This is a genomic window from Cryobacterium sp. TMT2-42-4 (assembly GCF_004402645.1).
GTDB lineage: Bacteria > Actinomycetota > Actinomycetes > Actinomycetales > Microbacteriaceae > Cryobacterium > Cryobacterium sandaracinum.
Genome location: NZ_SOFT01000033.1, coordinates 66,166 through 89,601, shown reverse-complemented (window position 1 = coordinate 89,601; position 23,436 = coordinate 66,166). Strand labels below are relative to the sequence as shown.

Annotated in this window: 22 protein-coding genes and 2 tRNA genes; 6 read left to right on the top strand and 18 right to left on the bottom strand. The window is 68.3% G+C overall.

The window, feature by feature from the left end; genetic code table 11:
* Nucleotides 1–99: 99 nt before the first annotated feature.
* Nucleotides 100–738 carry a cation transporter gene (locus E3O18_RS11255; RefSeq protein ID WP_134393913.1) on the bottom strand — a complete coding sequence of 213 codons (639 nt, stop codon included), beginning with the start codon at nucleotides 736–738 and terminating at the stop codon, nucleotides 100–102.
* 171 nt (nucleotides 739–909) lie between these two features.
* Between E3O18_RS11255 and valS the strand changes: the two genes are divergently transcribed.
* Genes valS through E3O18_RS11240 form a run of 3 tightly spaced genes read left to right on the top strand, consistent with a single transcriptional unit; the run spans nucleotide 910 to nucleotide 4,215 of the window.
* Nucleotides 910–3,492, top strand: coding sequence for a valine--tRNA ligase (gene valS, locus E3O18_RS11250; RefSeq protein ID WP_134393914.1), 2,583 nt, complete (start codon nucleotides 910–912; stop codon nucleotides 3,490–3,492).
* Between the two features lie 9 nt (nucleotides 3,493–3,501).
* Nucleotides 3,502–3,948, top strand: a complete 447-nt coding sequence (locus E3O18_RS11245; protein WP_134393915.1) for a GNAT family N-acetyltransferase — start codon at nucleotides 3,502–3,504, stop codon at nucleotides 3,946–3,948.
* A 6-nt stretch (nucleotides 3,949–3,954) separates the two neighbouring features.
* Nucleotides 3,955–4,215, top strand: a complete 261-nt coding sequence (locus tag E3O18_RS11240; protein ID WP_241973554.1) for a hypothetical protein — start codon at nucleotides 3,955–3,957, stop codon at nucleotides 4,213–4,215.
* 51 nt (nucleotides 4,216–4,266) lie between these two features.
* Here E3O18_RS11240 and E3O18_RS11235 read toward each other — a convergent pair whose 3' ends face one another.
* The 3 genes from E3O18_RS11235 to E3O18_RS11225 are packed head-to-tail and all read right to left on the bottom strand — an operon-like array spanning nucleotide 4,267 to nucleotide 7,825.
* Nucleotides 4,267–5,580 carry a thiolase family protein gene (locus tag E3O18_RS11235; RefSeq protein WP_347232346.1) on the bottom strand — a complete coding sequence of 438 codons (1,314 nt, stop codon included), beginning with the start codon at nucleotides 5,578–5,580 and terminating at the stop codon, nucleotides 4,267–4,269.
* Entirely contained in the window at nucleotides 5,552–6,988 is a 1,437-nt protein-coding gene (locus E3O18_RS11230; protein WP_134418114.1) for an AMP-binding protein, read from the bottom strand. The genes E3O18_RS11235 and E3O18_RS11230 overlap by 29 nt, the downstream gene beginning before the upstream one ends.
* 3 nt (nucleotides 6,989–6,991) lie before the next feature.
* Nucleotides 6,992–7,825: a class I SAM-dependent methyltransferase gene (locus E3O18_RS11225; RefSeq protein ID WP_134399151.1), complete on the bottom strand. Its 834-nt coding sequence runs from the start codon at nucleotides 7,823–7,825 to the stop codon at nucleotides 6,992–6,994.
* Nucleotides 7,826–7,903: 78 nt separating this feature from the next.
* On the opposite strand from E3O18_RS11225, the gene E3O18_RS11220 reads away from it, so the two are divergent.
* A complete protein-coding gene (locus tag E3O18_RS11220) occupies nucleotides 7,904–9,937 on the top strand; it encodes a M3 family metallopeptidase (RefSeq protein ID WP_134418112.1) in 2,034 nt (677 codons plus the stop codon).
* A 134-nt stretch (nucleotides 9,938–10,071) separates the two neighbouring features.
* Here the strand turns inward: E3O18_RS11220 and E3O18_RS11215 are convergent, their stop codons facing one another.
* Nucleotides 10,072–10,425, bottom strand: coding sequence for a benzoate/H(+) symporter BenE family transporter (locus E3O18_RS11215; protein WP_166784918.1), 354 nt, complete (start codon nucleotides 10,423–10,425; stop codon nucleotides 10,072–10,074).
* Between E3O18_RS11215 and E3O18_RS16150 the strand changes: the two genes are divergently transcribed.
* Complete coding sequence (locus tag E3O18_RS16150; protein ID WP_166784915.1) at nucleotides 10,406–10,696, top strand: hypothetical protein; 291 nt, start codon at nucleotides 10,406–10,408, stop codon at nucleotides 10,694–10,696. The genes E3O18_RS11215 and E3O18_RS16150 overlap by 20 nt on opposite strands.
* Nucleotides 10,697–10,809: 113 nt before the next feature.
* On the opposite strand, the gene clpX is transcribed toward E3O18_RS16150, so the two are convergent.
* The 5 genes from clpX to E3O18_RS11185 form a co-directional block, all read right to left on the bottom strand.
* Nucleotides 10,810–12,090: an ATP-dependent Clp protease ATP-binding subunit ClpX gene (clpX, locus tag E3O18_RS11205; RefSeq protein WP_104103359.1), complete on the bottom strand. Its 1,281-nt coding sequence runs from the start codon at nucleotides 12,088–12,090 to the stop codon at nucleotides 10,810–10,812.
* 187 nt (nucleotides 12,091–12,277) lie between these two features.
* Nucleotides 12,278–12,949 carry an ATP-dependent Clp protease proteolytic subunit gene (locus tag E3O18_RS11200; protein WP_134393922.1) on the bottom strand — a complete coding sequence of 224 codons (672 nt, stop codon included), beginning with the start codon at nucleotides 12,947–12,949 and terminating at the stop codon, nucleotides 12,278–12,280.
* 15 nt (nucleotides 12,950–12,964) lie between these two features.
* Nucleotides 12,965–13,564, bottom strand: a complete 600-nt coding sequence (locus E3O18_RS11195) for an ATP-dependent Clp protease proteolytic subunit (protein ID WP_104103353.1) — start codon at nucleotides 13,562–13,564, stop codon at nucleotides 12,965–12,967.
* Nucleotides 13,565–13,885: 321 nt separating this feature from the next.
* Nucleotides 13,886–15,334, bottom strand: a complete 1,449-nt coding sequence (tig, locus tag E3O18_RS11190) for a trigger factor (protein WP_134418109.1) — start codon at nucleotides 15,332–15,334, stop codon at nucleotides 13,886–13,888.
* 41 nt (nucleotides 15,335–15,375) lie between these two features.
* Nucleotides 15,376–15,452, bottom strand: a tRNA-Pro gene (locus E3O18_RS11185).
* A 169-nt stretch (nucleotides 15,453–15,621) separates the two neighbouring features.
* On the opposite strand from E3O18_RS11185, the gene E3O18_RS11180 reads away from it, so the two are divergent.
* Nucleotides 15,622–15,695 (top strand) — tRNA-Gly (locus E3O18_RS11180).
* A 32-nt stretch (nucleotides 15,696–15,727) separates the two neighbouring features.
* Here E3O18_RS11180 and E3O18_RS11175 read toward each other — a convergent pair.
* From E3O18_RS11175 to E3O18_RS11140, 8 genes are all read right to left on the bottom strand, one after another.
* Nucleotides 15,728–16,699, bottom strand: a complete 972-nt coding sequence (locus E3O18_RS11175; protein WP_134418108.1) for an L-lactate dehydrogenase — start codon at nucleotides 16,697–16,699, stop codon at nucleotides 15,728–15,730.
* Between the two features lie 73 nt (nucleotides 16,700–16,772).
* The gene (locus E3O18_RS11170) at nucleotides 16,773–17,459 is read right to left on the bottom strand and encodes a response regulator transcription factor (protein WP_134393925.1); all 687 of its coding nucleotides are present in this window, start codon (nucleotides 17,457–17,459) and stop codon (nucleotides 16,773–16,775) included.
* A 4-nt stretch (nucleotides 17,460–17,463) separates the two neighbouring features.
* Nucleotides 17,464–18,873, bottom strand: a complete 1,410-nt coding sequence (locus E3O18_RS11165) for a sensor domain-containing protein (protein ID WP_134393926.1) — start codon at nucleotides 18,871–18,873, stop codon at nucleotides 17,464–17,466.
* A gap of 99 nt (nucleotides 18,874–18,972) precedes the next feature.
* On the bottom strand, nucleotides 18,973–20,478 hold the full coding sequence (locus tag E3O18_RS11160) for an amidohydrolase family protein (RefSeq protein ID WP_241976609.1): 1,506 nt from the start codon (nucleotides 20,476–20,478) through the stop codon (nucleotides 18,973–18,975).
* A complete protein-coding gene (locus tag E3O18_RS11155; RefSeq protein WP_134393928.1) occupies nucleotides 20,475–21,113 on the bottom strand; it encodes an FMN-binding negative transcriptional regulator in 639 nt (212 codons plus the stop codon). The genes E3O18_RS11160 and E3O18_RS11155 overlap by 4 nt, the downstream gene beginning before the upstream one ends.
* A 55-nt stretch (nucleotides 21,114–21,168) precedes the next feature.
* Nucleotides 21,169–22,152: a DNA-formamidopyrimidine glycosylase family protein gene (locus tag E3O18_RS11150; RefSeq protein ID WP_134393929.1), complete on the bottom strand. Its 984-nt coding sequence runs from the start codon at nucleotides 22,150–22,152 to the stop codon at nucleotides 21,169–21,171.
* A gap of 2 nt (nucleotides 22,153–22,154) precedes the next feature.
* Entirely contained in the window at nucleotides 22,155–22,643 is a 489-nt protein-coding gene (locus E3O18_RS11145; protein WP_134393930.1) for a ribose-5-phosphate isomerase, read from the bottom strand.
* A 14-nt stretch (nucleotides 22,644–22,657) separates the two neighbouring features.
* Complete coding sequence (locus E3O18_RS11140) at nucleotides 22,658–23,293, bottom strand: disulfide bond formation protein DsbA (protein WP_134393931.1); 636 nt, start codon at nucleotides 23,291–23,293, stop codon at nucleotides 22,658–22,660.
* Nucleotides 23,294–23,436: the final 143 nt, after the last annotated feature.

Here is a 23,436-nt window from a genome sequence, read left to right as displayed (position 1 = left end):
TCCCGTTCGGGCCTGAAAACCGGCTCCCAGAGCAAAATCTCCGTCGAATTGGTGGGGCAATCGCCTGAATCGACCGCCACCTGACGGGGGCTCACCCTCCTAGTCGGCGTGCGGCACCATCGGCGGCTCGGCTTCGCCGCGCCACGCCTCGATGCCCTCCCTGATCGCGAACCCGGCGATCACGAGGGCGGCGAGCGAGTCCGCCCAGGCCCAGCCGAGGAGCGCGTTGGCCGCCAACCCGAGCAGCATCGACCCGGACAGCCACGCGCAGAGCAGCAACTGCCGGGCGTCGGCGATCACGCTGGCACTGCCGAGCTCCGCGCCGGTCCGGCGCTCCACGCCGGCCACCCCAGGCATGATCACAAGACTCAGGCACGCGATGACGATGCCCAGCGGGCTGGGCGCGGCCTCGACGACGCCGGCGAAGCTCAGACCGGCGGCCAGGATCACGTACCCGGCGAGGGTGAAGAACGCGATCGCGATGGCGCGGAGGGCCGGTTTCTGCCAGCGCTCAGGATCGCGCCGGGAGAACTGCCACGCGATGACCGCGGCGGAGAGCACCTCGATGACGGAGTCCAGGCCGAAGGCGATCAGGGCGGTCGAGGATGCCGCGGCGCCCGCCACGATCGAGGCGACGGCCTCGAGCACGTTGTAGCCGATCGTGAAACCCACGATCCAGCGCACCGTGCGGTGCAGCACCGTGCGACGGGCCTCGGACAGTGTTCCCGGGTCATCCATGGCACCCCTTCCCGCTTCAATCCTGCCACTCACGGCGAGTCCCAGCCGGGCGCTGCAGGCCCGGTGACGGCCCGAGTCGGCGGACGACGGGGCATCCGGTAAGTTGGATAAGGCCCAATACTCAGGCACTTCACCAACGACACGGTGCCGCACAGATCGAATCGGAGAAACATGACCGCCGCCAACGTTCCGGAAAAACCGGCCCTTGAAGGCCTCGAAACCAAGTGGGGCGGCTCGTGGGAAGAGGCCGGCACCTACCGTTTCGACCGTGACTCGGCCACGCGGGAGAGTATCTTCTCCATCGATACCCCGCCGCCGACCGCCTCCGGCTCCCTGCACATCGGCCACGTCTTCTCCTACACCCACACGGATGTCATCGCCCGCTTCCAGCGAATGCGCGGCAAGAGCGTCTTCTACCCGATGGGTTGGGACGACAACGGCCTGCCCACCGAGCGGCGCGTGCAAAACTACTACGGCGTGCGCTGCGATCCGTCGCTGCCCTACACCACCGGATTCACCGCCCCGTTCGAGGGCGGAGACGGCAAAAGCACCAAGGCCGCCGACCAGTTGCCGATCAGCCGCCGCAACTTCATCGAGCTGTGCGAGCGCCTCACCATCGAGGACGAAAAGCAGTTCGAGGCCGTTTGGCGCATGCTGGGCCTGAGCGTCGACTGGACCCAGACCTACCGCACCATCGGCAATGACTCGCTGGTCACCTCCCAGTCCGCCTTCATCGGCAACGTCGAGCGCGGCGAGGCCTACCAGGCCATGGCCCCCACCCTCTGGGACGTCACCTTCCGCACCGCGGTCGCCCAGGCCGAGCTCGAAGACAAGGAGATGCCGGCGTTCTACCACCGGGTTGCCTTCGCCAAGCCCGATGGCGGCGCCATCGAGATCGAGACCACCCGCCCGGAACTGCTGCCGGCCTGTGTGGCGCTGGTGGCGCATCCGGACGACGAGCGCTACCAGGCGCTGTTCGGCACGACCGTGCGCACTCCCCTCTTCGACGTGGAGGTGCCGATCCTGGCCCACCACCTCGCGCAGAAGGACAAGGGCAGTGGCATCGCCATGATCTGCACGTTCGGCGACGTCACCGATGTGATCTGGTGGCGTGAACTCGACCTGCCGAACCGCGCCATCATGGGCTTTGACGGCCGCATCATCGCCGAGGCGCCCGAGGCGATCACGAGCGAGGCCGGACAGGCCGCGTACGCGCAGCTGGCCGGCAAGACCGTCTTCTCCGCCAAGGCAGCCGTGGTCGACCTGCTCCGCCTCGGCGGCGACCTGATCGGCGAGCCCCGCGCGATCGTGCACCCGGTCAAGTTCTTCGAGAAGGGCGACAAACCGCTCGAGATCGTGTCGACCCGTCAGTGGTATATCCGCAACGGCGCTCGGGACGAGAAGCTGCGCGCCCGCCTGATCACGCACGGAACCGACCTGCAGTGGCACCCGGAGTTTATGCGCGTGCGGTACGACAACTGGGTCAACGGCCTCACCGGCGACTGGCTCGTCTCTCGCCAGCGCTTTTTCGGCGTTCCGCTGCCGATCTGGTACCCGCTGGATGTCGACGCGAACCCGCTCTTCGACCAGCCCATCGTCGCCACCCGCGAGATGCTCCCGGTCGACCCGTCCTCCGACACCGCCCCGGGCTTCGCCGCCGAGCAGCGCGGCCAGGCGAACGGCTTCGTCGGAGAGGTCGACGTGATGGACACCTGGGCGACCTCCTCCCTGACCCCGCAGCTGGCGGGCGGCTGGGAGCGCGATCCCGCACTGTTCGATCTCGTCTACCCGTACTCGCTGCGCCCGCAGGGCCAGGACATCATCCGCACCTGGCTGTTCTCCACCCTGCTGCGCTCCGAGCTGGAACACGGCGTCTCGCCGTGGCAGCACGCAGCTCTGTCCGGCTTCATCGTCGACCCCGACCGGAAGAAGATGTCCAAGTCCAAGGGCAATGTGGTCACCCCGGCGGACATGCTCGAGCAGCACGGTTCGGATGCCGTGCGCTACTGGGCCGCGTCATCACGCCTCGGCACCGACGCCGCCTTCGACCCCAAGAACCCGACCCAGATCAAAATCGGCCGTCGCCTGGCGATCAAGATCCTGAACGCGTCAAAGTTCATCCTCTCCTTCGACGGCGCCGCCGACGCCCCCGTGACCGAGCCGCTCGACCAGAGCATGCTCGCTCGGCTCAGCGTCGTCGTCGGCCACGCCACCGCCGCGATCGAGGGCTACGACCACGCCCGTGCGCTGGAACTCACCGAGAGCTTCTTCTGGACGTTCTGCGACGACTACCTCGAACTGGTCAAAGAGCGCGCGTACGGCGACGCGGGAGCCGGCCAGGCGTCGGCCGTCGCCGCCCTGCGCACCGCCCTGGCCACCCAGCTGCGCCTCTTCGCCCCGTTCGTGCCGTTCGCGACCGAGGAAGCCTGGTCCTGGTCCAACGAGGGGTCCATCCACCGAACCTTCTGGCCCGTTCAGACCGAGCTCGGCGGAGGGCAGGGCGGCAACGTGGCCCTGCTGGACCTGTCCAGCCGGGCGCTCACCGGCATCCGCCGCGCGAAAACGGATGCCAAGGCATCCCAGAAATCCGCCGTTGTTTCTGCTGTAATTAGCGGTACGGCTGCAGAGATTGCCCTGCTCAGGCAGGCTGCAGTTGATCTGAGGGCCGTTGGCCGCATCTCGGAGTTGGTTTTTATTGAGGGCAGCGAATTGGCTGTCACTGACATCGTGCTCGCCACGGTGCTGGAGAACTAGGAGAACCGGATGTCAATCAAGGTACGCGCGCTCGGCGATAAGGACTTCTTCTCATGGCTGGGACTCTTCGAGGGCTACAGCGAGTTCTACAAGAGCGATCTGACTGATCAGAAAGCGCTCCAGGTCTGGAGCTGGATCATCGACAAGAACGAGTCTCTCGCCGGTGCCGTGGCTGTCGACGAGGACGGCGAGTTCGTCGGCTTCGCCCATTACCGCGAGGTCCCGAGCACCCTGACCGCCACCCGCGGACTGTTCCTGGACGACCTGTTCGTGTCGCCGGACTCCCGCAGCACAGGCGTCGGCCGCGCCCTGATCGAGTTCGCCAAGGAGTACGCCGCGGCGCACCGTCTCACGACCGTGCAGTGGCTGACGGCCGCCGACAACGAGACCGCACAGCGCCTGTACGACGATCTGGCCACCCGTACGGACTGGGTCACCTACGAGATCGAGCTGTAAGTGAAGATGGGAACCCGCTGGCCTCTGGGTCACCCGGCGCCGGCCGGGCTACCTCACGTGGTGGAGATCGCCATCCGTGCGGTCGAAGAGGACCTCACCGCGCTGGCGGAGGACTCCAGCGCCTGGCGCTGGACACTGACCTGGCTCGAGGGCAGCCCTGTGCTCGAGCTCGACGACGGCACGATCATCCGCTATGACCCAGGCGAGGACAGTGCCACGATCACGCAGCCGTCGATCGTGCTCGACGACGAGGACGACTGGATCTAACCTCAGCTGACCGGCATCCCGCGGGGCCACTCCGCACCCCGTGGTCGTGCGTCAGCGTGAGAGTCGGTCGGCGCCCGCTGCCTCCGATGACAGGGACTGCTCCCAGCGGAACAGGGCGGCAAGCCCCAGCCCGCCGGCGATGCTGACCGCAGCGAGGGCGGCGTCCCCCGGTGTTGCCGCGGCGCGACACTGCTGCAGCAGCCTCAGCACCAGCAGGGCTCCACTGGCGCCGAACGGATGCCCGAGGGCGAGCGCCCCACCCTCGCGGTTGGCGTGCTCCTCAGGAACGCCGAGCAGATCGAGGGATGCAAGCACCTGCGCCGCGAACGCCTCGTTGAACTCGATCCGAGCCAGGTCGGCCCCGGTCAGGCCCTGCCGAAGCAGCACGAGGCGCGCGGCCTCGGCGCCGCCAATGCCGAGGAAGTTCGGGTCCGTGCCGGTGACCGCGGCGTCGACGAAGGACAACCACCCGGTCAGTCCGAGTTCGCGCGCCCTCCGGCGGCTGGTGACCAGGACCACGACGGCGCCATCGGCATCCGCGCAGGAGTTGCCGGCGGTGACCGTTCCTCCCGGCCGGAAGACCGGCGAGAACCGGGCCAGCAGGGCCTTAGTCAGACCCGGGCGAGGCCCCTCGTCGACGAAGACCGGGCCGGCCTCTGTCGGCAGCGGCACGATGTCGGGCGCCGGCACGGCGGCAGCCGTGACGGCCAGCCGGTGACTGCGGAGGGCGAAGGCGTCCTGCCGCTGCCGGGAGATGCCGTAGCGGTCGGCCACGTTCTCGGCGGCGACGCCCATGTCGGGGTCGCCGACTGAATCGGGGGCGAAACGCACGCGATCGAAGAAGTCCGGCCGCCCGGGGCCCGAGGTGAGCCGGTGCGCGCGCAGCGGGGCCGTGCTGCAACTCTCGACTCCCCCGGCGAGGTAGAGGTCGCCGGCGCCGGCGGCAACCAACCGGCAGGCCAGCACGATGGCCTCAAGGCCGGAGCCGCACTGCCGGTCGATCGTGAGGCCGGGGACGGAATCCGGCAGACCGGCCGTCAGCGCAGCCAGGCGGGCCACGTTGCCGCCGCCGCCCACCGCGTTGCCGATGATGACATCGTCGATGGCAGCCGGGGACACCTCGCCGCCGGACACCACGGCGTTCAGCACGGGGGACAGCAGGTCTTCGGCACGGGTGTGCGCGAACACCCCGTTGCGGCGGCCGAAGGCGGTGCGGCGGGCAAGCACGATCACGGGTTCCCGGGCAGCGTCGTTTGGCGGGCCAGCGGGCGAATCGGCGCTGTCGGCGCTGGGAGCAGTGGAGCCGTCGGCGCCGACCGCGTCCGGCCGGACTGGGTCAGCGCAGAGGGCGCACACGACGGTCACCCTTCTCGATCCAGCGGCGCAGCATCACCCGGCTGAGTTTACCGGCCGAGGTGAGCGGCAGCTCCGTCAGGGCGTAGTAGGCGCGGGGCCGGTGGGGCGCGGCGAGCAGAGCCGCGGCGCGCGACCGGATGCGCGCGGCATCCGTCTCGGAGCCGGCGATCACGGCGGCCACCACGCGGGTTCCGCGCACGGGGTCCGGCAGACCGGTGACGAGGGCCGACTCCACGCCGGGAAGGCCGCGCAAGGCCGCTTCGACCTGCTGCGGGTAGACGTTGTGCCCGGACGTGACGATGAGGTCGGCGCGGCGGCCGAGGTGGTGCAGCACCGCAGCCGGGTCGAGGAAGCCGATGTCGCCGACCGTGCACCAGTCGACCTCGCGGCGGAACGCCTCGCCGTCGTCGCCCCAGGCGTACCCGCCTCCCACCAGAAGGCTGCGCACGAAGATGGTGCCCGGGGTGCCGGTCGGCAGGGCGCGTCCCGCGTCGTCCTGGATGCGCACCTCCACTCCGGGCAGAGCCCGCCCGACGGCGGTCGCCGAGATCGGCGCCACCTCGCCGGGACGCAGCACGGACCCCGTCACGAAGCTCAGTTCGGCTGCCCCGTAGTACTCGAACACGCTGGCGTCCGGCGCCCAGAGGCGCAGCATCGACAGGGTTCCCGGGTCGAGTTTGGCCCCCGCACTCACGATGGCGGTGAGCCTCCTGCCGGTGGGTGGCGTGACGTCCGTGCCGACGGCCAGCGCGTGCGCGGCGATCACACGCAGCACGGTCGGCGCCGCCACGATCCGGGTGATCTGCTCGACAGCGACACAGGCGACAGCGTCGGCGGCGGAGAAGCGGGGCAGAGCGAAAAAGGCGGAGCCGGTATGCAGCGATTCGGCGAGAGCGTAGAGGCTGAGGCTGGCGGAGAGCGGGCCGGGCGCCAGTGTTCGGTCGTGCCGAGTCAGGCCGAAGAACTCGGTGCCCAGCGCGAACGAGCGCTGCCAGGAGGCTCGGCTGCGCGTGAACGCCTTGGGCACGGAGGTCGTGCCGGAGGTGAACCCGTAGAGGAAGTCCCTGTCGGGGGGACCGTCGCGCAACTCCGTGCCGAGCAGGGGCGCGCCGGCGGCGACCCGTCCGTCCAACCCGGCGATCCTCGCCAGGCGTTCCTCGACCACCCTGCGCTGCGCCTCCGGCCAGTCAGGGTTCTGAATCGCAGAGCAGCGGCCTTCGGCGACGCCGGCGGCGAAGGCAACGGCGAACGCGGTGCCGTGGGGCAGGCAGACGGTGGAGATCCGGGGCGTCGCGGGCAGGAGCGCCGCCGCCGCATCGCGGAGCTCGGCGAAGCTGATTCGGTCGGCGCCGACCGAGACGGCGGTGGCGTCGGGCTGAACCTGGGCCCAGTGTTGGAGTCGGTCGAGGAACGGCACGGGCTACTTCCTGGCCACGATCTCGCCGTGTGGGATACCGAACCAGCCATCGGGGTCGCCGGCCCATTGCAGCCACGCGGCCTGCATCATCCGAAGGTCGGCCAGGTCGGCCGCGCCCACCTCGATGGCGTGTGCGGCGAAGTCGGATTCGATCACCCGCTCGGCCCAGGACCGCCCCCACCACTCGCGTTCGACATCCGAGGCGAAGCACCAAAGGGATGCCGAACTCGCCACGTCGGTGAACCCGGCCTGGCGCGCCCAGGCTTTGAGCGCCCGCCCGGCGTCGGGGTCGCCGCCGTTCCAGTACTGCACGTCGCGGAAGGCGCTCTCCCACAGCTGCAGGCCCTGAAGCTTCGGGTAGTACATCACTCCCCCGGAATCGACGTCGCGGGCGGCGAGGATCCCGCCCGGTCTCAGCACGCGCTGGAACTCCCGCAGCGCGGCGACGGGGTTGGCGAGGTGCTGGAGCACCTGGTGCGCGTGCACGATGTCGAAGCTCGCATCGGCGAAGCCGAGCGCGTAGGCGTCACCCACCTGGAACGACACGTTCCGCACCCCCTCATCGAAGGCCAGCCCGGCTGCGCGCCGCACGATCTGCTCCGACGCATCGATGCCGGTGACCTGACCGGGATACAGCCGGCGTGCCAGGTCGACCGTGACCGTGCCCGGACCGCAGCCCACGTCGAGCAGGGTCAGCCCGGCATCCAGGTGCGGGATCAGGTAGGCCGCCGAGTTGGCCACCGTGCGCCAGGTATGCGAGCGCAGCACGCTCTCGTGATGCCCGTGCGTGTACTGCTCCCGGGGCGCGGTCTCGGGGCGTGCCGGCTCGTCGATCATGAACCGATCCTAGGCGTGCGGGGGAGTACTCCGACAGACGAAATGTGGATGTGACCGGGGATGTGACAGGGTGAGGAAATGAACCCCTTCGCCAGCATCAGCACGCTTCCGTTCGAGCTGCCTCCGTTCGCGCTGATTGCGGAGGAGCACTACCGGCCGGCGTTCCTGGACGGTATGTCCGAGCAGTTGGCCGAGATTGCGGCGATCTGCGCGAGCGCGGATGCCCCCACCTTCGACAACACGATGGTCCCGCTCGAGCGCAGCGGGCCGTTGCTGACCCGGGTGGCCGAGGTGTTCTTCAACCGGAGTTCGTCGGACTCCAGCGACTTCACCAACGCACTCGAGGAGGAACTGGCCCCGCTCCTCGCAGCGCACGCGGACGCCATCCGTCTGGACCCTGGCCTGTTCACCCGGATCGCCGCTCTGCAGGAGCAGCGGGATCGATTGGACCTGGAGCCGGAGGAACGCTACCTGATCGAGCGGTACTTCACCGAATTCACGCTCGCGGGCGCGGGCCTCGACAACGACGACAAGGCCCGGCTGCGTGATTACAACAAGCGGCTCTCCACGGTCACCACCCGGTTCGAGAAGAACCTGCTCGCCGACACCAACGACCTGGCACTCGTGCTCGACGACGTGAGCGAGCTGGATGGCCTCACCCCCGGTCAGATCTCCGCCGCAGCCGAGGCCGCCCACGAGCGCGGCCTGACCGGCCGTTACGTGATCACTCTGGTGCTGCCTACCTCGCACCCCTACCTGGCACAGCTGACGAACCGCGGTGTGCGGGAGCGGCTGCTGGCCGCCTCCCGGTCACGGGGCATCCGCGGCGGGCAGTTTGACAACCGCGCCCTCGTGCTGGAGATCTCCCGGCTGCGTGCCGAGCGGGCCCGGCTGCTCGGATTCGACAGCCACGCGGCCGGCGTGACCGCGGACCAGACGGCGAAGACCCCGGAGGCGGTCGCCGACATGCTCGGGCGCCTCGCGCCGGCGGCAGCCCGCAATGCGCGCGCCGAGCAGGCCGACCTGCAGGCGCAGATCGATGCGGACGGCGGGGCCTTCGAGCTCGCCGCCTGGGACTGGGCCTTCTACACGGAGAGGGTGCGACGGGCCCGCTACGACGTGGACACCGCGGCCATGCGCCCCTACTTCGAGTTCGAACGGGTGCTGCAGGACGGCGTGTTCTACGCGGCCAATCGGCTCTACGGCGTCACCTTCACCGAGCAACCCGACCTCGTCGCCTGGCACCCCGGCGCGCGTGTGTTCGAGGTCACCGAGGCCGACGGCTCCCCCGTGGGCCTGTACATCATCGACGTCTACACCCGCGACTCCAAGCGGGGCGGCGCCTGGATGAACGCCCTGGGCTCCCAGTCGACGCTGATAGGCACCCCCACGATCGTCTGCAACAACCTGAACGTGCCCCGGCCGGCGACGGGCGAGCCCACGCTGCTCAGTTTCGACGAGGTCGTCACCCTGTTCCACGAGTTCGGGCACGCCCTGCACGGCCTGTTCGCGCGGGTCACCTACCCGAAATTCGCCGGCACCAATGTGTACCGCGACTTCGTGGAGTTCCCCAGCCAGGTCAACGAGATGTGGATGCTGTGGCCCGACGTGCTCGCGAACTATGCCCGTCACCACGAGACCGGGGAGCCCATGCCCCAGGACCTCGTCGACCGCATCCACGCCTCGTCCACCTTCAACGAGGGCTTCTTCACCAGCGAGTACCTTGCGGCGGCCCTGCTCGACCAGGCCTGGCACCGCATCGGAGCCGACGACAGGGTGACGGATGTCGCCGCGTTCGAGGCATCCGCCCTCGCCGCCGTGGGGCTCGACAATCCGGCCGTGCCGACCCGCTATTCCAGCACCTACTTCGCGCACACCTTCGCCGGCGGCTACGACGCCGGCTACTACTCCTACATCTGGAGCGAGGTGCTGGACGCCGACACCGGCGAGTGGTTCGCAGAGAACGGCGGGCTCACCCGGGCCAACGGAGACCGTTTCCGGTCGCGGCTGCTGGGCGTGGGCGGCAGCACCAACCCGCTCGCCGCCTACCGCCATTTCCGCGGCCGTGACGCCGACATTCAGCCGCTGCTCGACCGTCGCGGCCTGAACTAGCACCGTCCGGCACTGCCCGGCGTTGCCCGGCGCCCTAACGCCCCGCCCCTGAACCAATTCGACGGAGATTTTACGGAAACAGGCCGCTTTCGGCCCGTGTGGGCCTGATTTCGCCAAAATCTCCGTCGAATTCGTTAGGGGGCAGCGACGGCAGTTGGGTGAGAGCGGCCGGAGGGCATCCAGCCCGGCCAGAGCATGACCACGCCGCCGATGACCAGCACCCCGAACGCGGAGCCGATGCCCAACACTGAAACGCCCGACACGGTGACCAGGACGAGGCAGGCCGCCCCGGAGGCAGCCGTGGCGATCCACCGCTTCGGGCCGTCAGGATGCGCGTCGGGGCCGGCCATCGGCGCGGTCGTGATTGCCGTCAGGTTGATGCCGAGCGCGCCGACGACCGATCCGAACGCGTTCGCCAGACCGGAGCCGACCAGATCGCGCAGGGCAGAGGCTGGTAGCCGAACGTCGATGATCGCGGCCCCGACCATGGTCGCCGGCACCATCCACGCGCGCGCCAGCTTGAACACGGCGAGCCAGACCAGAACAACCGGCACCGCGAGCAGCGGCTGCTACACGGCTGCCGTCACCGGGGCCGGGCAGATCGGGAACAGGATGCCGGCGAGCATCGCACTGGCGATCGGCTTCGGGATACAGCACGCCGTCGATGCCGACCAGCAGGCAGTGCGCCAACAGGACGGATGCCGCCCGCGAATCGGACGCGCCCACGGCCTGCAGCCCGGCGATGACGAGCACGAATGAACCCGCGAATCCGGTGACCGCCGCAACGACGCCGACGAAGGCGGGCTGGTACACGGCGGCCCCCGGGCTCGGTTCGGTCGGGTGCCGAAGCGGGGTGAGGCCGGGCGCTGAACCTAGGCGGACTTGTCGACGCGACGGGCCTTGTGCAGCACGATCGTGGGCTCGGCGTTATCGAGCACGGCGGCCCGGGTGACCACGACACGCGCCACCTCGGAGCTCGACGGCACCTCGAACATGATCGGTCCGAGCACCTCTTCCATGATCGCTCGTAGGCCGCGCGCACCGGTCTTGCGCAGGACCGCGAGGTCGGCGATGGCCTCCAGCGCCGGCTGTTCGAATTCGAGCTCGACGCCGTCGAGCTGGAACATACGCTGGTACTGCCGCACGAGGGCATTCTTCGGGACGGTCAAAATCTGCATCAGGGCCACTTGGTCGAGCTGGGTGACGGTGGTGACCACGGGCAGACGGCCGATGAACTCGGGGATCAGGCCGAATTTGTGCAGGTCTTCGGGGAGCACCTCACTGAACAGGTTGACGTCGTCGCCCTTGCTGTGCAGCGGCGCGCCGAACCCGATGCCCTTCTTGCCGGCCCGGGTCGAAATGATGTCATCCAGGCCCGCGAACGCGCCGGCCACGATGAACAGCACATTCGTGGTGTCAATCTGAATGAATTCCTGGTGCGGATGCTTGCGCCCACCCTGCGGCGGAACCGAGGCCACGGTGCCCTCGAGAATCTTCAGCAGGGCCTGCTGCACACCCTCGCCGGACACGTCGCGGGTGATCGAGGGGTTCTCGGCCTTGCGTGCGATCTTGTCGATCTCGTCGATGTAGATGATGCCGGTCTCGGCGCGCTTGACGTCGTAGTCGGCGGCCTGGATCAGCTTGAGGAGAATGTTCTCCACGTCTTCACCGACATAGCCGGCCTCGGTGAGGGCCGTCGCATCCGCCACGGCGAAGGGAACGTTGAGGCGTTTTGCCAGCGTCTGGGCGAGGTAGGTCTTGCCGCAGCCGGTAGGGCCGATCAACAGAATGTTGGACTTGGCGATTTCCACGTCGTCGTGGATGGCGTCGGCGGCGGTGAGGGTGGCGCGGGAGCGTACGCGCTTGTAATGGTTGTAGACGGCAACGGCGAGGGCGCGCTTGGCGGCTTCCTGCCCGATGACGTATTCCTCGAGGAAGCCGAAGATCTCCTTCGGCTTGGGCAGTTCGAATTCGCCGGCACCGTCTTCAGCGGTGGCTTCGGCCAAACGCTCCTCGATGATCTCGTTGCACAACTCGACGCACTCGTCACAGATGTAGACACCGGGGCCCGCAATGAGCTGCTGCACCTGCTTCTGGCTCTTTCCGCAGAAAGAGCACTTCAACAGGTCAGCGCTTTCGCCTATTCGGGCCATCCGTCAGCCTCCTCCATTGATAACTGCATCGAGCCTAGCCTGTGCCTGTGCGGCACGGGTGCAGGCTGACCGCATCTGTCGAATAACGTTCAAGCACCGTTGTGCCCGATCTCCCCGATATGCGAAACGCGACGGATGCCCGGCTCCGTCGAGCCCGGACATCCGTCGCGTTCACGGTTTCGCTCTACTACTTGACGAGCGTGGGCACGTTTTTGCGGCTGGTCAGGATCTGGTCGATCAGGCCGTACTCGAGGGCCTCGGCCGAGCCGAGGATCTTGTCACGGTCGATGTCCTTGTGAACCTGCTCCGCGCTGCGGTTGGAGTGGTGAGCGATGGTGAATTCGAGCCACTCCCGCATCCGCTGAATCTCGGCTGCCTGGATCTCGATGTCGGAGGCCTGACCGCCGCCCTGTCCGCCGGCCGAGGGCTGGTGGATGAGGATGCGGGCGTTGGGAAGGGCGAGGCGCTTCCCGGGGGTGCCGCCGGCAAGCAGCACGGCGGCAGCGGATGCCGCCTGGCCGAGGCAGACCGTCTGGATGTGCGGACGAATGTACTGCATCGTGTCGTAGATCGCCGTCATCGCGGTGAAGGAGCCACCCGGTGAGTTGATATACATCACGATGTCCCGGTCCGGGTCCTGGCTCTCGAGCACCAGGAGCTGGGCCATGACGTCATCGGCGGACGCGTCGTCCACCTGCACGCCGAGGAAGATGATGCGGTCCTCGAAGAGCTTCGCGTAGGGGTCCTGGCGCTTGTAGCCGTAGGCCGTGCGCTCTTCGAAGGTGGGAAGGATGTATCGGGCCTCGGGTGCCTGCGGAGCGCGGCCCCCGGCCTGCTGACCAAAATTCGTGAATTCCATGTCGTCTCGCCCGTCCTACTTCTTGTTCACTGAGTCGTCGGTGCCGCCGCCGCCGACCACTTCCGACGCGGAGCCGCGCAGGTGGTCGACAAAACCATAGGCCACGGCCTCGTGAGCGGTGAACCAGTTGTCGCGGTCGTTGTCGATGAGGATCTGCTCGACCGATTTGCCGGTCTGCTCTGCCGTGAGTTCGGCCATCCGCTTCTTCATATCCAGGATGACCTTCGCCTGCGTCTGGATGTCGGCGGCCGTGCCACCGAATCCGCCGGACGGCTGGTGCAACAGGACCCGGGCGTTGGGGGTGATGTACCGCTTGCCCTTCGTTCCAGAGGACAACAGGAACTGCCCCATCGAGGCCGCGAGTCCGATGCCGACGGTGACGATGTCGTTCGGAACGAACCTCATCGTGTCGTAAATGGCCATGCCCGCCGTGATTGAGCCGCCGGGAGAGTTGATGTACAGGAAGATATCCCGCTCCGAGTCCTCTGCGGCCAGCAGCAGGATTTTGGCACAAATCTCGTTGGCGTTCTCATCCCGGACCTCTGAACCCAGCCAGATGATGCGGTCTTTCAGCAGTCGGTCAAAAACGCCCGGTGTAGGTGTCATATCGGCCATGTCGCGCTCCGTTTCACTTGTCGCTTCAGATTGAATCTATAGGAGCCGACGCTCCGGAACGGCTGTGTTCGCCCTCGGCAGATAACGCGCCGGCCACGCATCCGTCGCTCCGAACCAATTCGACGGATATTTTGCTCTCCTGACCCCGAAAACCGTGAATAACGGCCCTGAACCCGAAAAATTCCGTCGAATTGGTCCAGGTCGGGAGGGGTCAAGCCAGGGACGGGGTCGTGGGCGGGGTGGGGGCGGCAAGGCACAAACGCGGAACGGGCCGGATGCCTGTGACATCCGACCCGTACGCCCGCGTGAGCGATTGTCGTGCTACTTCTTGGCGGCGGCCTTCTTCTTCGCCGCGGCGGCCTTGGCCTTGGCTGCCTTCGCTGCCGTGGCCTTGGCGGCCTTGATGGCCTCGACCTCGGCGTCGACCTCGGCGGCGTCGGAGTCGTCCTCCTCGATCTCCTCGTCCTCGTCCTCGGCGTCGCCGGACGCCTCGTCGGCGACCGCGACGAACTCGGACAGGTCGACGGCGTTGCCGTTGGAGTCAACGACCTCGGCCTTGCCCAGTGCGATGGCGAGGGCCTTGTTGCGGGCAACCTCGGCCACCATCGACGGGATCTGACCGTTGCCGCTCAGCGCCTGGACGAATTCGCTCGGGTCCATGCCGTACTGGGCTGCGCCCTGGATCAGGTACTGAGTGAGCTCGTCCTGGCTGACCTGAACCTTCTCGGCCTCGGCGATGGTGTCGAGCAGGATCTGCTGACGGAAGGTCTTCTCGCTGGCCTCGGTGACCTCGGCGCGGTGCTCGGCGTCTTCGAGGCGGTTCTCGCCCTCGAGGTGGCGACGAACCTCGTCCTCGATGATCGCAGTCGGAATCGGAACCTCGACCGACTCGAGCAGCTGCTCGACGAGCTTCTCGCGGGCCTGGGTGCCCTGGCCGAAGACCTTGGAGCGCTCGACCTGGCCCTTGAGGCTCTCGGTCAGTTCGGCGATGGTGTCGAACTCGCTGGCGATCTGCGCGAAGTCGTCGTCGGCGGTCGGAAGCTCGCGCTCCTTGACGGCGCCGACGGTGACGGTGATCTCGGCAGTCTCGCCCTCGTGGTCCCCACCCATGAGGTTGGAGTTGAAGGTGGTGGTCTCACCGGCGCTGAGGGAGTCGAGCGCCTCGTCGATGCCGTCGATGAGGTCGCCGGAGCCGACCTCGTAGGAGATGCCGGTGGCGTTGTCGACCTCGACGCTGTTGATGGCGGCGATCAGGTCGATCTGCACGAAGTCGCCCGTGGTGGCGGGGCGATCGACGGTGACGAGCGTGCCGAAGCGGCTGCGCAGGTTGTCGAGTTCCTCGGCGACCTCTTCATCGGACACCTCGACGGCGTCGACGGTGAGCTTCAGCCCGGAGTAGTTCGGCAGGTCGATCTCGGGGCGCACGTCGACCTCGATGGCCAGTTCCAGGTCTCCGGAGAAGTCCTTGTCGCTGGGCCAGGCGACGATGTCTGCCTCGGGGCGACCCAGGGGGCGCAGCTTGTGCTCGGTCACGGCCGAGCGGTAGAAACCGTCGAGGCTCTCGTTGACCGCATGCTCGAGCACGGCGGACTTGCCGACCCGCTGGTCGATGATGGCCGGCGGGACCTTGCCCTTGCGGAAGCCGGGAATGTTGATGTCCTCGGCAATGTGGCCGTAGGCGTGGGTGATGCTGGGCTTCAGCTCCTCGGGAGCCACCGAGATGGTGACCTTCGCGCGAGTGGGACTCAGTTGTTCTACCGTGGACTTCACGTGGCAATCTCCTGTGTTCGACCGATGTATTTAGGGGGTGTTGGTCGGGGCGACAGGATTCGAACCTGCGACCTCTCGGCCCCAAACCGAGCGCTCTACCAAGCTGAGCTACGCCCCGGACAATTTCTCAACCCGGTGATGGCATCCGTTTGGCGCGCAAAGTTCGCGCAATTCGCGGAATGACCTCAATAAGTCTACTGCACGGTCCGGATGCCGCGGGTCGAGACGTGCAGCTGGCGACCGTCAGCGTGTACTACGCTGAGTGTGTGCGCAGGGGACTGTGCCCGGGGGATGTAGCTCAATGGTAGAGCCTCAGTTTTCCAAACTGATGGCGCGGGTTCGATTCCCGTCATCCCCTCCACACCACGCCCTGGACGGATCGCCTCACACGGCTCAGTCGAGCCCGAGCCCGTTCAGCGTCGCGCGCAACGTCGCCGCCGAGTGCTCGAACAGCTCCTGCTCCTTCTCGCTGAAGGGAACCTCGATCACGCGGGAGACGCCCTCGGCGTTGATCACGCTCGGCACCGACAGCGCCACGTCGCTGACGCCCCGGTAGTCGGTGAGCACCGAACTGACCGGAAGCACGGCGCCCTCGTCGCGCAGCACGGCCTCGACGATCCGGGCGCCCGAAAGCCCGATCGCGTAGTTCGTGGCGCCCTTGCCGGCGATGACCGTGTACGCCGCGGTCTTCACGCTCTCGGTGATCGCGTCGAATTCCGCCTCCGAGAACGGCACCAGACCCTTGGGCGAGATGTCGTCTTGCACCCACTCGGCCAGGGAGATCGGGCCGATCCGGGCCTGGGACCAGAGCGGGAACTCCGAGTCGCCGTGCTCTCCGACGATCACGGCGTGCACATTGGCGATCGCGACACCGACCCGGTGCGCGAGCATCCAGCGCAGCCGAGAGGAATCGAGCACCGTGCCCGACCCGAAGACGCGCGTGGCCGGCAGCCCGCTGAACTGGCGGGCAGCATAGGCAAGCACGTCGCAGGGGTTGGTGACGAGCATGTAGACGGCGTCCGGGGCTCGCTCGACCAGCTGGGGCATCAGCTCACGCAGGATCCCGACATTGACGCCGGCCATCTCGAGTCGGGACTGGCCCGGGTGCTGTCTGGCCCCGGCCGTGATCACGACCATGTTCGCCCCCGCGATGGCGTCGAGGTCGCTGCCGCCGGCCACGCAGGAGGCACCCGTGAACTGGGTGCCGTGGGCCAGGTCGAGAACCTCGGCCTCCACCTTGGGCCCGTTGATGTCGTAGAGGACGACTTCCCGCGCGGACTGCCGGATCAGTGCGGCGTAGGCCAGGGACGACCCGACGGCCCCGGCTCCGATGATGGCCAGCTTGGAATTCGCGATCTCGCTCATGAGCTAAGTCTGCACCCCTGACCGGGCCGGATCCGAACATTCGGATGCCCATGGCTGGGCCAGTGCCGCGGGGTCAGTGCCGCAGGTAGGTGAGCACGGCGAGCACCCGGCGGTGGTCGGAGCCCGAGTCGTCAAGGCCGAGCTTCTGGAAGATCGAGGTGACGTTCTTCTCGACCGCGCCGACGCCGATCACGAGCTTCGCGGCGATGCCGGCGTTGGTGCGCCCCTCCGCCATCAGCCCGAGCACGTCGCGCTCACGCGGGGTGAGGGCCGCGACCGGGTCGGTGCGGCGGGCCAGCAACTCGCGCACGACCTGTGGGTCGAGCACGGTGCCGCCCGCGCTGATCCGGGTCACGGCGTCCCGCAGCTCGTCAAGCGACGCCACCCGGTCCTTGAGCAGGTAGCCCAGTCCCCCGTTGCCGGCAGCGAGAAGTTCATGCGCGTAGGTGCCCTCCACATACTGGCTGAGCAGCAGAATGCCCACCGACGGCAGCCTGCGGCGCAGTTCCAGGGCGGCGCGCACGCCCTCGTCCCGGAAGGTGGGCGGCATCCGCACATCCAGCACGGCGATGTCGGGCCGCAGCGCGTCTACCTCGGCCAGGAGGGAATCCGCGTCGCCGTAGGACGCGACGGTCACAAACCCGGCCTCGTCGAACAGGCGGATCAGACCCTCTCTGAGCAGCACCGAGTCCTCGGCCAGCACAAGCCGCAGGGGTGGGGCGGAGGGAGCGGCGGGAAAGGCTGAGGCGAGGTCGGTCATCCGTTCAGGATACGGCGACGGCTCGCGCCGGCCGGGCCGCGGGCAGTGGGATGTGTGCCCCGATCGCGGTTGGGCCACCCTCGGGGCTCCGCACCGACAACACCCCGCGAAGGCCGTGCAGGCGTTCGTCGAGTCCCTGCAGGCCGTGGGCATCGGTCAGCCGGGCCCCGCCGATGCCGTCGTCGATCACCCAGAGGTCGAGCCAGATGGCGCCGGCGGCCCCCGTGCCGGCAGGACTGCCGGTGCTCACATCGTCGGGGACGGCGCGCAGGGCCAGGTGCAGACGGATGTCCGTGGCCCGCGAGTGCTTGGCGGCGTTGGTGAGCAACTCCGCGCCGACGAAATACGCGCTTCGCTCGATTTCGCTGGGCAGCCGCAGCGCCGGGTCGACCTGCAGCTCGAGCCGCACCGGGATGGTGCTTCGGGCGGCCAGGGACTCGAGGCCGGCGAGGAGGCCGCGATCCTGCAGGAGGGGCGGCACCAGTCCGCGGGACAGCGCCCGCAGCTCCTCGAGGGTGTCATGAGCCTGCTCCCGAGCCTCCACGATCAGGGTGCGCGCGGCATCCGGGTCGACATCGAGTTTGCGCTCGGCTCTGGCGAGGTCCATCTGCAGGCGCACCAGGCGCTGCTGCGGACCGTCGTGGATGTCCCGTTCCAGGCGCCGCAGGGACTGGTCTTCCGCGGCGACGGCCGCCCCGCGCGACGCGCTGAGGTCGGCGACCTCACGCTGCAGGGCCTCGGACCGCCAGGCGCCCAGCATGCCGCGGGCCGCGAACTGGTGCAGCCGGGTGAACGCGTGCGTGATGTACGGCAGGGTCAGCAGAAAGAGGATGCCCAGGACGAGCTGGAGGAGGCTCTCGGCCAGGAGCGGGTCGATCGGGAGCGTGGTGCCCGGCAGTATCCAGTTCAGGATGATCGCGTGCAGGTCGTCGTTCCGGTCCTCGGGGAGGAAGCGGCCCCAGATCCAGTAGCTGACGCCGCCGAGGCCCACCGACAGCCAGACGACGGTGACGATCCAGCTGACAAGCCCGACCACGAAGTTCACGACCATGCCGTGCAGCAGGTAGAGCCAGTAGTGCCCGTTGACGAGCGGGCCGAGCAGGGCGCGGAGGGTGGTGGCCGGCTCCCCCGGCGTCTCCCACCGCGGCGGGGTGATGGCAGGCTGGCCGGCCCAGCGCAGGCGGGCGAGTTCGACCAGACCGATGCCGCGGGCGAGGTAGAGGGACGCCACGACGACGACGATCCCGACGACGACGGCGAGCAGGCCGACGCCGGTGAAGAATACGGTGCTCAGAACGGTGAGCGCGATCACGACCACCGGCAGGGTCAGCAGCAGAAAGAGCAGCTCCTGCGGCACGCGGCGCCAGAGCGCGCCATATCCGGCGCGTGGGGAGGTTTCGGTCGGTGCGGTCATGGTGTCCTCCAGTAAGTCTGTCGGTACTCAGCCTGATCGCCGGGTCGAGTAGACGACATCCCGCTGCCAACCGGATCTCGCCGGGGGTAAACCCCCAAATCAGAGGGTGGTGTGGGTGAAGCGGCCGGCGAGCAGGGTGGCGGCAACGGGCATCCGTCGCAGGTCGGGCACGGAGGCGACGAACGGGTCGATCTCGCACACCGCGAGGTCGGCGACGTCCCCCGCCAGAACGCGGTGCCGGCCGCGCGCGGACGCGGCGAGCGCGGCCTGCCGGGAGATGGCTTGCTCGGCGTGCCAGGGTTCGCGGCTGCCGCGGGTGCGCCCGACGGCGGCGGCGATGCTCACCCACGGGTCCAGCGGAGCGACCGGGGCGTCGGACCCGAGCGCGAGGGTGACCCCGGCGTCCAGCAGGCTCTTCAGCACGAAGGCCCGGTCAGTGCGTCCCACCCAGTAGCGGTCGGCGACGTCCCGGTCGTCGAGGGCGTGCTCGGGCTGCACACTCGCCACCACGCCGAGCCGGGCGAAACGGGCGACGTCCTCCCTCGTGAGCAGCTGCGCGTGCTCGATGCTGCCGGCGCAGCCGAGCTGCTCGAAGGCGTCGAGGGCCAGCGCGTTGGCCCGGTCGCCGATGGCGTGCACGGCGGGGCGGATGCCCGCGGCCACGGCCCGACCCAGGTGCGCGAGCAGTTCCTCCGACGGCACGGTGAGCATCCCGCGTGACCCGGGCTGGCCCTCCAGGCCGGGGTACTCGTCGACGCAGTACGCGGTGCGGGTGTTCAGCGAGCCGTCGGTGATCACCTTGCCGGGTCCCACCGTGAGCAGCCCGCCGGTGCCGTCGACGCCGGCCCCGCTCCGCAGACCGAGTGCGATGGCGCGCTCCAGGTGCTGGGTGTAGATACCGAACTCCACCCGCAGCGAGTCGGTGCCGCCCTGGATGCGCCGCAGCCAGGTGGCGAGGTTCCAGTCCATCTCCATGTCGACGATGCCCACGACCCCCCGAGCCGCCGCGGCCCGGGCCGCGCTGTCGGCCCAACCGTCCATCACGACATCGGGCACCTCGGCAAGCGTGCGCACCACGGCGAAGCAGTCCTCCTCACGGAGCAGCCCGGTCGGGTGCTCCGTGTGACCGTGGCGGGCGAGCGCGGCCGAGTTCAGCCAGCAGGAGTGTAGGTCACCGCTGATCAACACGGTCGGAACGGTGCCGGCGGCGGCGTCCAGCAGGGGCCGGCTCGGGGCATCCGGCCACAGACCGTCGCGAAACCCGAACCCGACCAGGGTCTCCCCTCTCGAAACTCCGGGCGCTCGTCCGGCGACCAGATCGGCCGCGGCGGCGGCACTGCCGGTGCCGGACAGATCAAGCCTCTGATTCGTCTGCGCCCACTGGCTGAAGTGCACGTGGTTGTCCCAGAGGCCCGGGATCAGCCAGCGTTCTTCCAGATCGACCGAACGGATGCCCGCAACCGCCTGACTCAGATACCCGAGCCGGCGCACCCGGCCGTCGACGATCAGCGTGTCGACGATCTCGTCGCTCCCCGGCAGCCGGCCGTTCCTCAGAACGAGCGGAGGGGCCGCCGCGGTTGCCTGAGCGGGCGTGGACACGCTCACCGCTCGGCCCCGTGCACCCGGCGCATTTCGGCTGCCAGGCCCGGGCTCGCATAGGGACCGTCCCCGTCGAGTTCACCCAGAATGCGCGCCACGGTCTCGGCCGGCTTGTTCTGGCTGAGCTTGCTCTTGGCGGTGAGGCGGTTCACCCTGAGCCGGAAACCGACCGTGCCGGCCACAATGCGGGCGGCGTAGGCGGCGTTGGCCTCTGTGCCGGACAGGCGGCGCGGTTCAGGCATCCGCTCCTCGAAGTGGTCGACCAGGCGGTCCAGCACCCGTAGGTTCTCCTCGTCGCTGAGCAGTTCCGGTGTGCCGTGCAAATGCGCGGCGACGAAGTTCCAGGTGGGAACGGCGGGCGCCGCGTCGTACCAGCCGGGCGAGATGTAGCCGTGGGGTCCCTGAATGATCACCAGCAGCTCGTGCCGGCCGAGTTCGTGCAGGGCCTCGTCGGGGCGTCCGACGTGGCTGACCAGCACGATTCCGTCGGCCTCATCGGCCTCCTCGTCGAGCAGCACCGGGTAGTGCGAGGCCACCAGACCGGACTCGGTGTGGCTGATCAGCGTGGCCCATGGGTTCTCCCGGATGAGACGGCGGATCTCGGCTGGGTCGCCCTGCGCAAAAATGGGGTTGTGTCTCATCGGTCCCGTTCTGGTCGTTTGTTCAGATCAGGTGAAGCAGATCAGGGCGAGCAGGTCAGGCCTGGCATTTCGGGCACCAGTAGAGCTTGCGTGCGGCCATCTCCTCGAGGGTGATGTGGGTGCCGCAGACCCGGCAGGGCAGCCCCTCGCGCTTGTACACCCAGTGCCGGTCGGCCCGTCGCCTCAGGGCGCGCCCGTACGCCGCGTCGCCGAGGCCGTCCATGGTCATCATCTGCCCGGTCGACACGCCGATCTTTAGCAGGTGCGCCCAGTCTCGCCAGAGCGCCCGGGACTGCTCGTCACTGAGCGACTTGCCCGGCGCATACGGGTTCAGGCGCGCACGGAAGAGCAACTCGGCCCGGTAGACGTTGCCGATGCCGCTGACCACCAACTGATCCATCAAAAGGCGCCCGATCGGGGTGGGTTTCTTCCGCACCACCGTGACGAAGCGGTCCTCGGCGGCTGGGCTGTCATCAAGCATCGGGTCCGGCCCGAGACGGTCCATCGCCTCGTGCACCTGCTGAGGGTCGAGCACCACGCATGCCGTGGGCCCGCGCAGGTCCGCCACGACGTCGTCGGCCAGCAGACGCACCCGAACCTGGCCGATGGGTGCGGGCGGGAAGCCGTCGGGTTCGACGCTGACTTTCTCGTCTTCCGCCATCCGCAGCCGGGTCAGCCGGGGCGCGCCGATGCTCTGCAACGAGTCCTCCCCCGCCAGGCCCTGTATGACGTCACCCGCGCCGCGCCTGACGGTCCGGCGCCTGCGACCCGTGATGGCGGCGTCCGTACCGTGCGCTTGGATGTCCCCGGCGAAGTCCCAGGCGCCGTACAACCCCAGGTGCACGCGCAGCCAGAGCCCGTTGTCGAACTCCAGGAACATCTGCTTGCCGACGGCACGGGCATCCGTCATGATGTGTCCGTCGAGCATCGCCGCGCCGTCCACGAACCGGCCCTGCGGCGACGACAGCTGGATGCTTTTACCCACGAAGTTGCGGGCGAACTGGCGCGCAATGCGGTGGACGGAATGACCCTCAGGCACGGCTAGTCGGCGAGACGCGTGCCGTTGATGGTGCAGTGCGCCTCGTACTCCGCCAGCTGCAGGATGCGTCGGCAGTGGCGTTCGTCGCCGGGGAACGGCTCCGAGATGAAGGCGTCGATGAAGTCGATGGCGTCCTCGATGGTGTGCTGCCTGGCACCGATGGAGATGACGTTCGCGTCGTTGTGCTCGCGGGCGAGCCTGGCGGTGCTGAGGCTCCAGACCAGCGCGGCGCGCACGCCCTTCACCTTGTTCGCGGCCATCTGCTCGCCGTTGCCCGAGCCGCCGAAGACGACGCCGAGCGCGTCGACGCCGACGGACAGGTCGTTGACGACGGCCTCGGCCGCCCGGATGCAGAAACCGGGGTAGTCGTCGAGGGCGTCATAGACCTCCGGTCCGTGGTCCACGACTTCGTGACCGGCCAGGGTGAGGTGCGTGACCAGCTGGTGGCTGAAGTCGAGGCCGGCGTGGTCAGTGGCGATATGGATGCGCATGCAACCGATTATATTTACTCGACTTGCTCGGCCGATACCGTCGCAGCCGTGGCGAAGATCGGCTCCCGGGTGCGGGAGCGCTTCAGCTCGAAGAAACCGTCGTACCCGGCAACGGCCACCACACCGTCCCACAGCTTGAGCGCCGCATCGCCGCTCGGCGCGGGCGAGATGACCGGGCCGAAGAAGGCCACGTCGTTCACGGCGATGACGGGGGTGCCGACATCCTGGCCCACCCGCTCCATGCCGTCGAAGTGGCTGGCGCGCATCTGCACGTCGTGGTGGTCGCTGTCGGCCCACTCCGCGAACGATGCCGGCAGGCCCACCTCGGCGAGCGCGGCGGGAATGACCTCGTCGGGGTTTGTGCTGCCACCGAGGTGGATGCGGACGCCCAGGGCATCGTAGAGCGCCTTGACCGTTTTCTGGCCGTGCAGCTCCTGCGCGGCAGCAACCAGGCGGGTGTACTTGAGAGCCCGGGGGAAGAACGCGCGGTATTCCTCGGACACGTCCTGGTCCTCGTTCAGAACGGCGAGGCTCATCACCTTCCACTCGACGTCGAAACCGCGCAGGGCGGAGACCTCGTCCACCCAGCGGGAGGTCATCCAGGCCCAGGGGCAGGAGGGGTCGAACCAGAACTTCACAGAGTCAGCCATGAGGCTCAGCCTAAGTGTCTCCCGGCTGGGAAAGCGCCGACGGAGACCGAACGTAAACCCCTGTCCAGAGAGGGTATCCTCGGCAAAATGTCTGGTTGTTGCCCATTTCCGACTAAAATTGTTCGTTATGCCCGAAAGCGGGC

What these genes read in the sequence shown, in the direction of transcription:
- E3O18_RS11140 (WP_134393931.1), bottom strand. Translation starts at nt 23,293, where the DNA reads ATGGCTGACTCTGTGAAGTTCTGGTTCGACCCCTCCTGCCCCTGGGCC.
- E3O18_RS11155 (WP_134393928.1), bottom strand. Translation starts at nt 21,113, where the DNA reads ATGAGACACAACCCCATTTTTGCGCAGGGCGACCCAGCCGAGATCCGC.
- E3O18_RS11240 (WP_241973554.1), top strand. Translation starts at nt 3,955, where the DNA reads ATGGGAACCCGCTGGCCTCTGGGTCACCCGGCGCCGGCCGGGCTACCT.
- E3O18_RS11170 (WP_134393925.1), bottom strand. Translation starts at nt 17,459, where the DNA reads ATGACCGACCTCGCCTCAGCCTTTCCCGCCGCTCCCTCCGCCCCACCC.
- E3O18_RS16150 (WP_166784915.1), top strand. Translation starts at nt 10,406, where the DNA reads ATGATCGCGGCCCCGACCATGGTCGCCGGCACCATCCACGCGCGCGCC.
- E3O18_RS11200 (WP_134393922.1), bottom strand. Translation starts at nt 12,949, where the DNA reads ATGGAATTCACGAATTTTGGTCAGCAGGCCGGGGGCCGCGCTCCGCAG.
- E3O18_RS11225 (WP_134399151.1), bottom strand. Translation starts at nt 7,825, where the DNA reads ATGATCGACGAGCCGGCACGCCCCGAGACCGCGCCCCGGGAGCAGTAC.
- E3O18_RS11215 (WP_166784918.1), bottom strand. Translation starts at nt 10,425, where the DNA reads ATGGTCGGGGCCGCGATCATCGACGTTCGGCTACCAGCCTCTGCCCTG.
- E3O18_RS11245 (WP_134393915.1), top strand. Translation starts at nt 3,502, where the DNA reads ATGTCAATCAAGGTACGCGCGCTCGGCGATAAGGACTTCTTCTCATGG.
- E3O18_RS11255 (WP_134393913.1), bottom strand. Translation starts at nt 738, where the DNA reads ATGGATGACCCGGGAACACTGTCCGAGGCCCGTCGCACGGTGCTGCAC.
- valS (WP_134393914.1), top strand. Translation starts at nt 910, where the DNA reads ATGACCGCCGCCAACGTTCCGGAAAAACCGGCCCTTGAAGGCCTCGAA.
- E3O18_RS11195 (WP_104103353.1), bottom strand. Translation starts at nt 13,564, where the DNA reads ATGGCCGATATGACACCTACACCGGGCGTTTTTGACCGACTGCTGAAA.
- E3O18_RS11165 (WP_134393926.1), bottom strand. Translation starts at nt 18,873, where the DNA reads ATGACCGCACCGACCGAAACCTCCCCACGCGCCGGATATGGCGCGCTC.
- E3O18_RS11145 (WP_134393930.1), bottom strand. Translation starts at nt 22,643, where the DNA reads ATGCGCATCCATATCGCCACTGACCACGCCGGCCTCGACTTCAGCCAC.
- E3O18_RS11175 (WP_134418108.1), bottom strand. Translation starts at nt 16,699, where the DNA reads ATGAGCGAGATCGCGAATTCCAAGCTGGCCATCATCGGAGCCGGGGCC.
- E3O18_RS11220 (WP_134418112.1), top strand. Translation starts at nt 7,904, where the DNA reads ATGAACCCCTTCGCCAGCATCAGCACGCTTCCGTTCGAGCTGCCTCCG.
- clpX (WP_104103359.1), bottom strand. Translation starts at nt 12,090, where the DNA reads ATGGCCCGAATAGGCGAAAGCGCTGACCTGTTGAAGTGCTCTTTCTGC.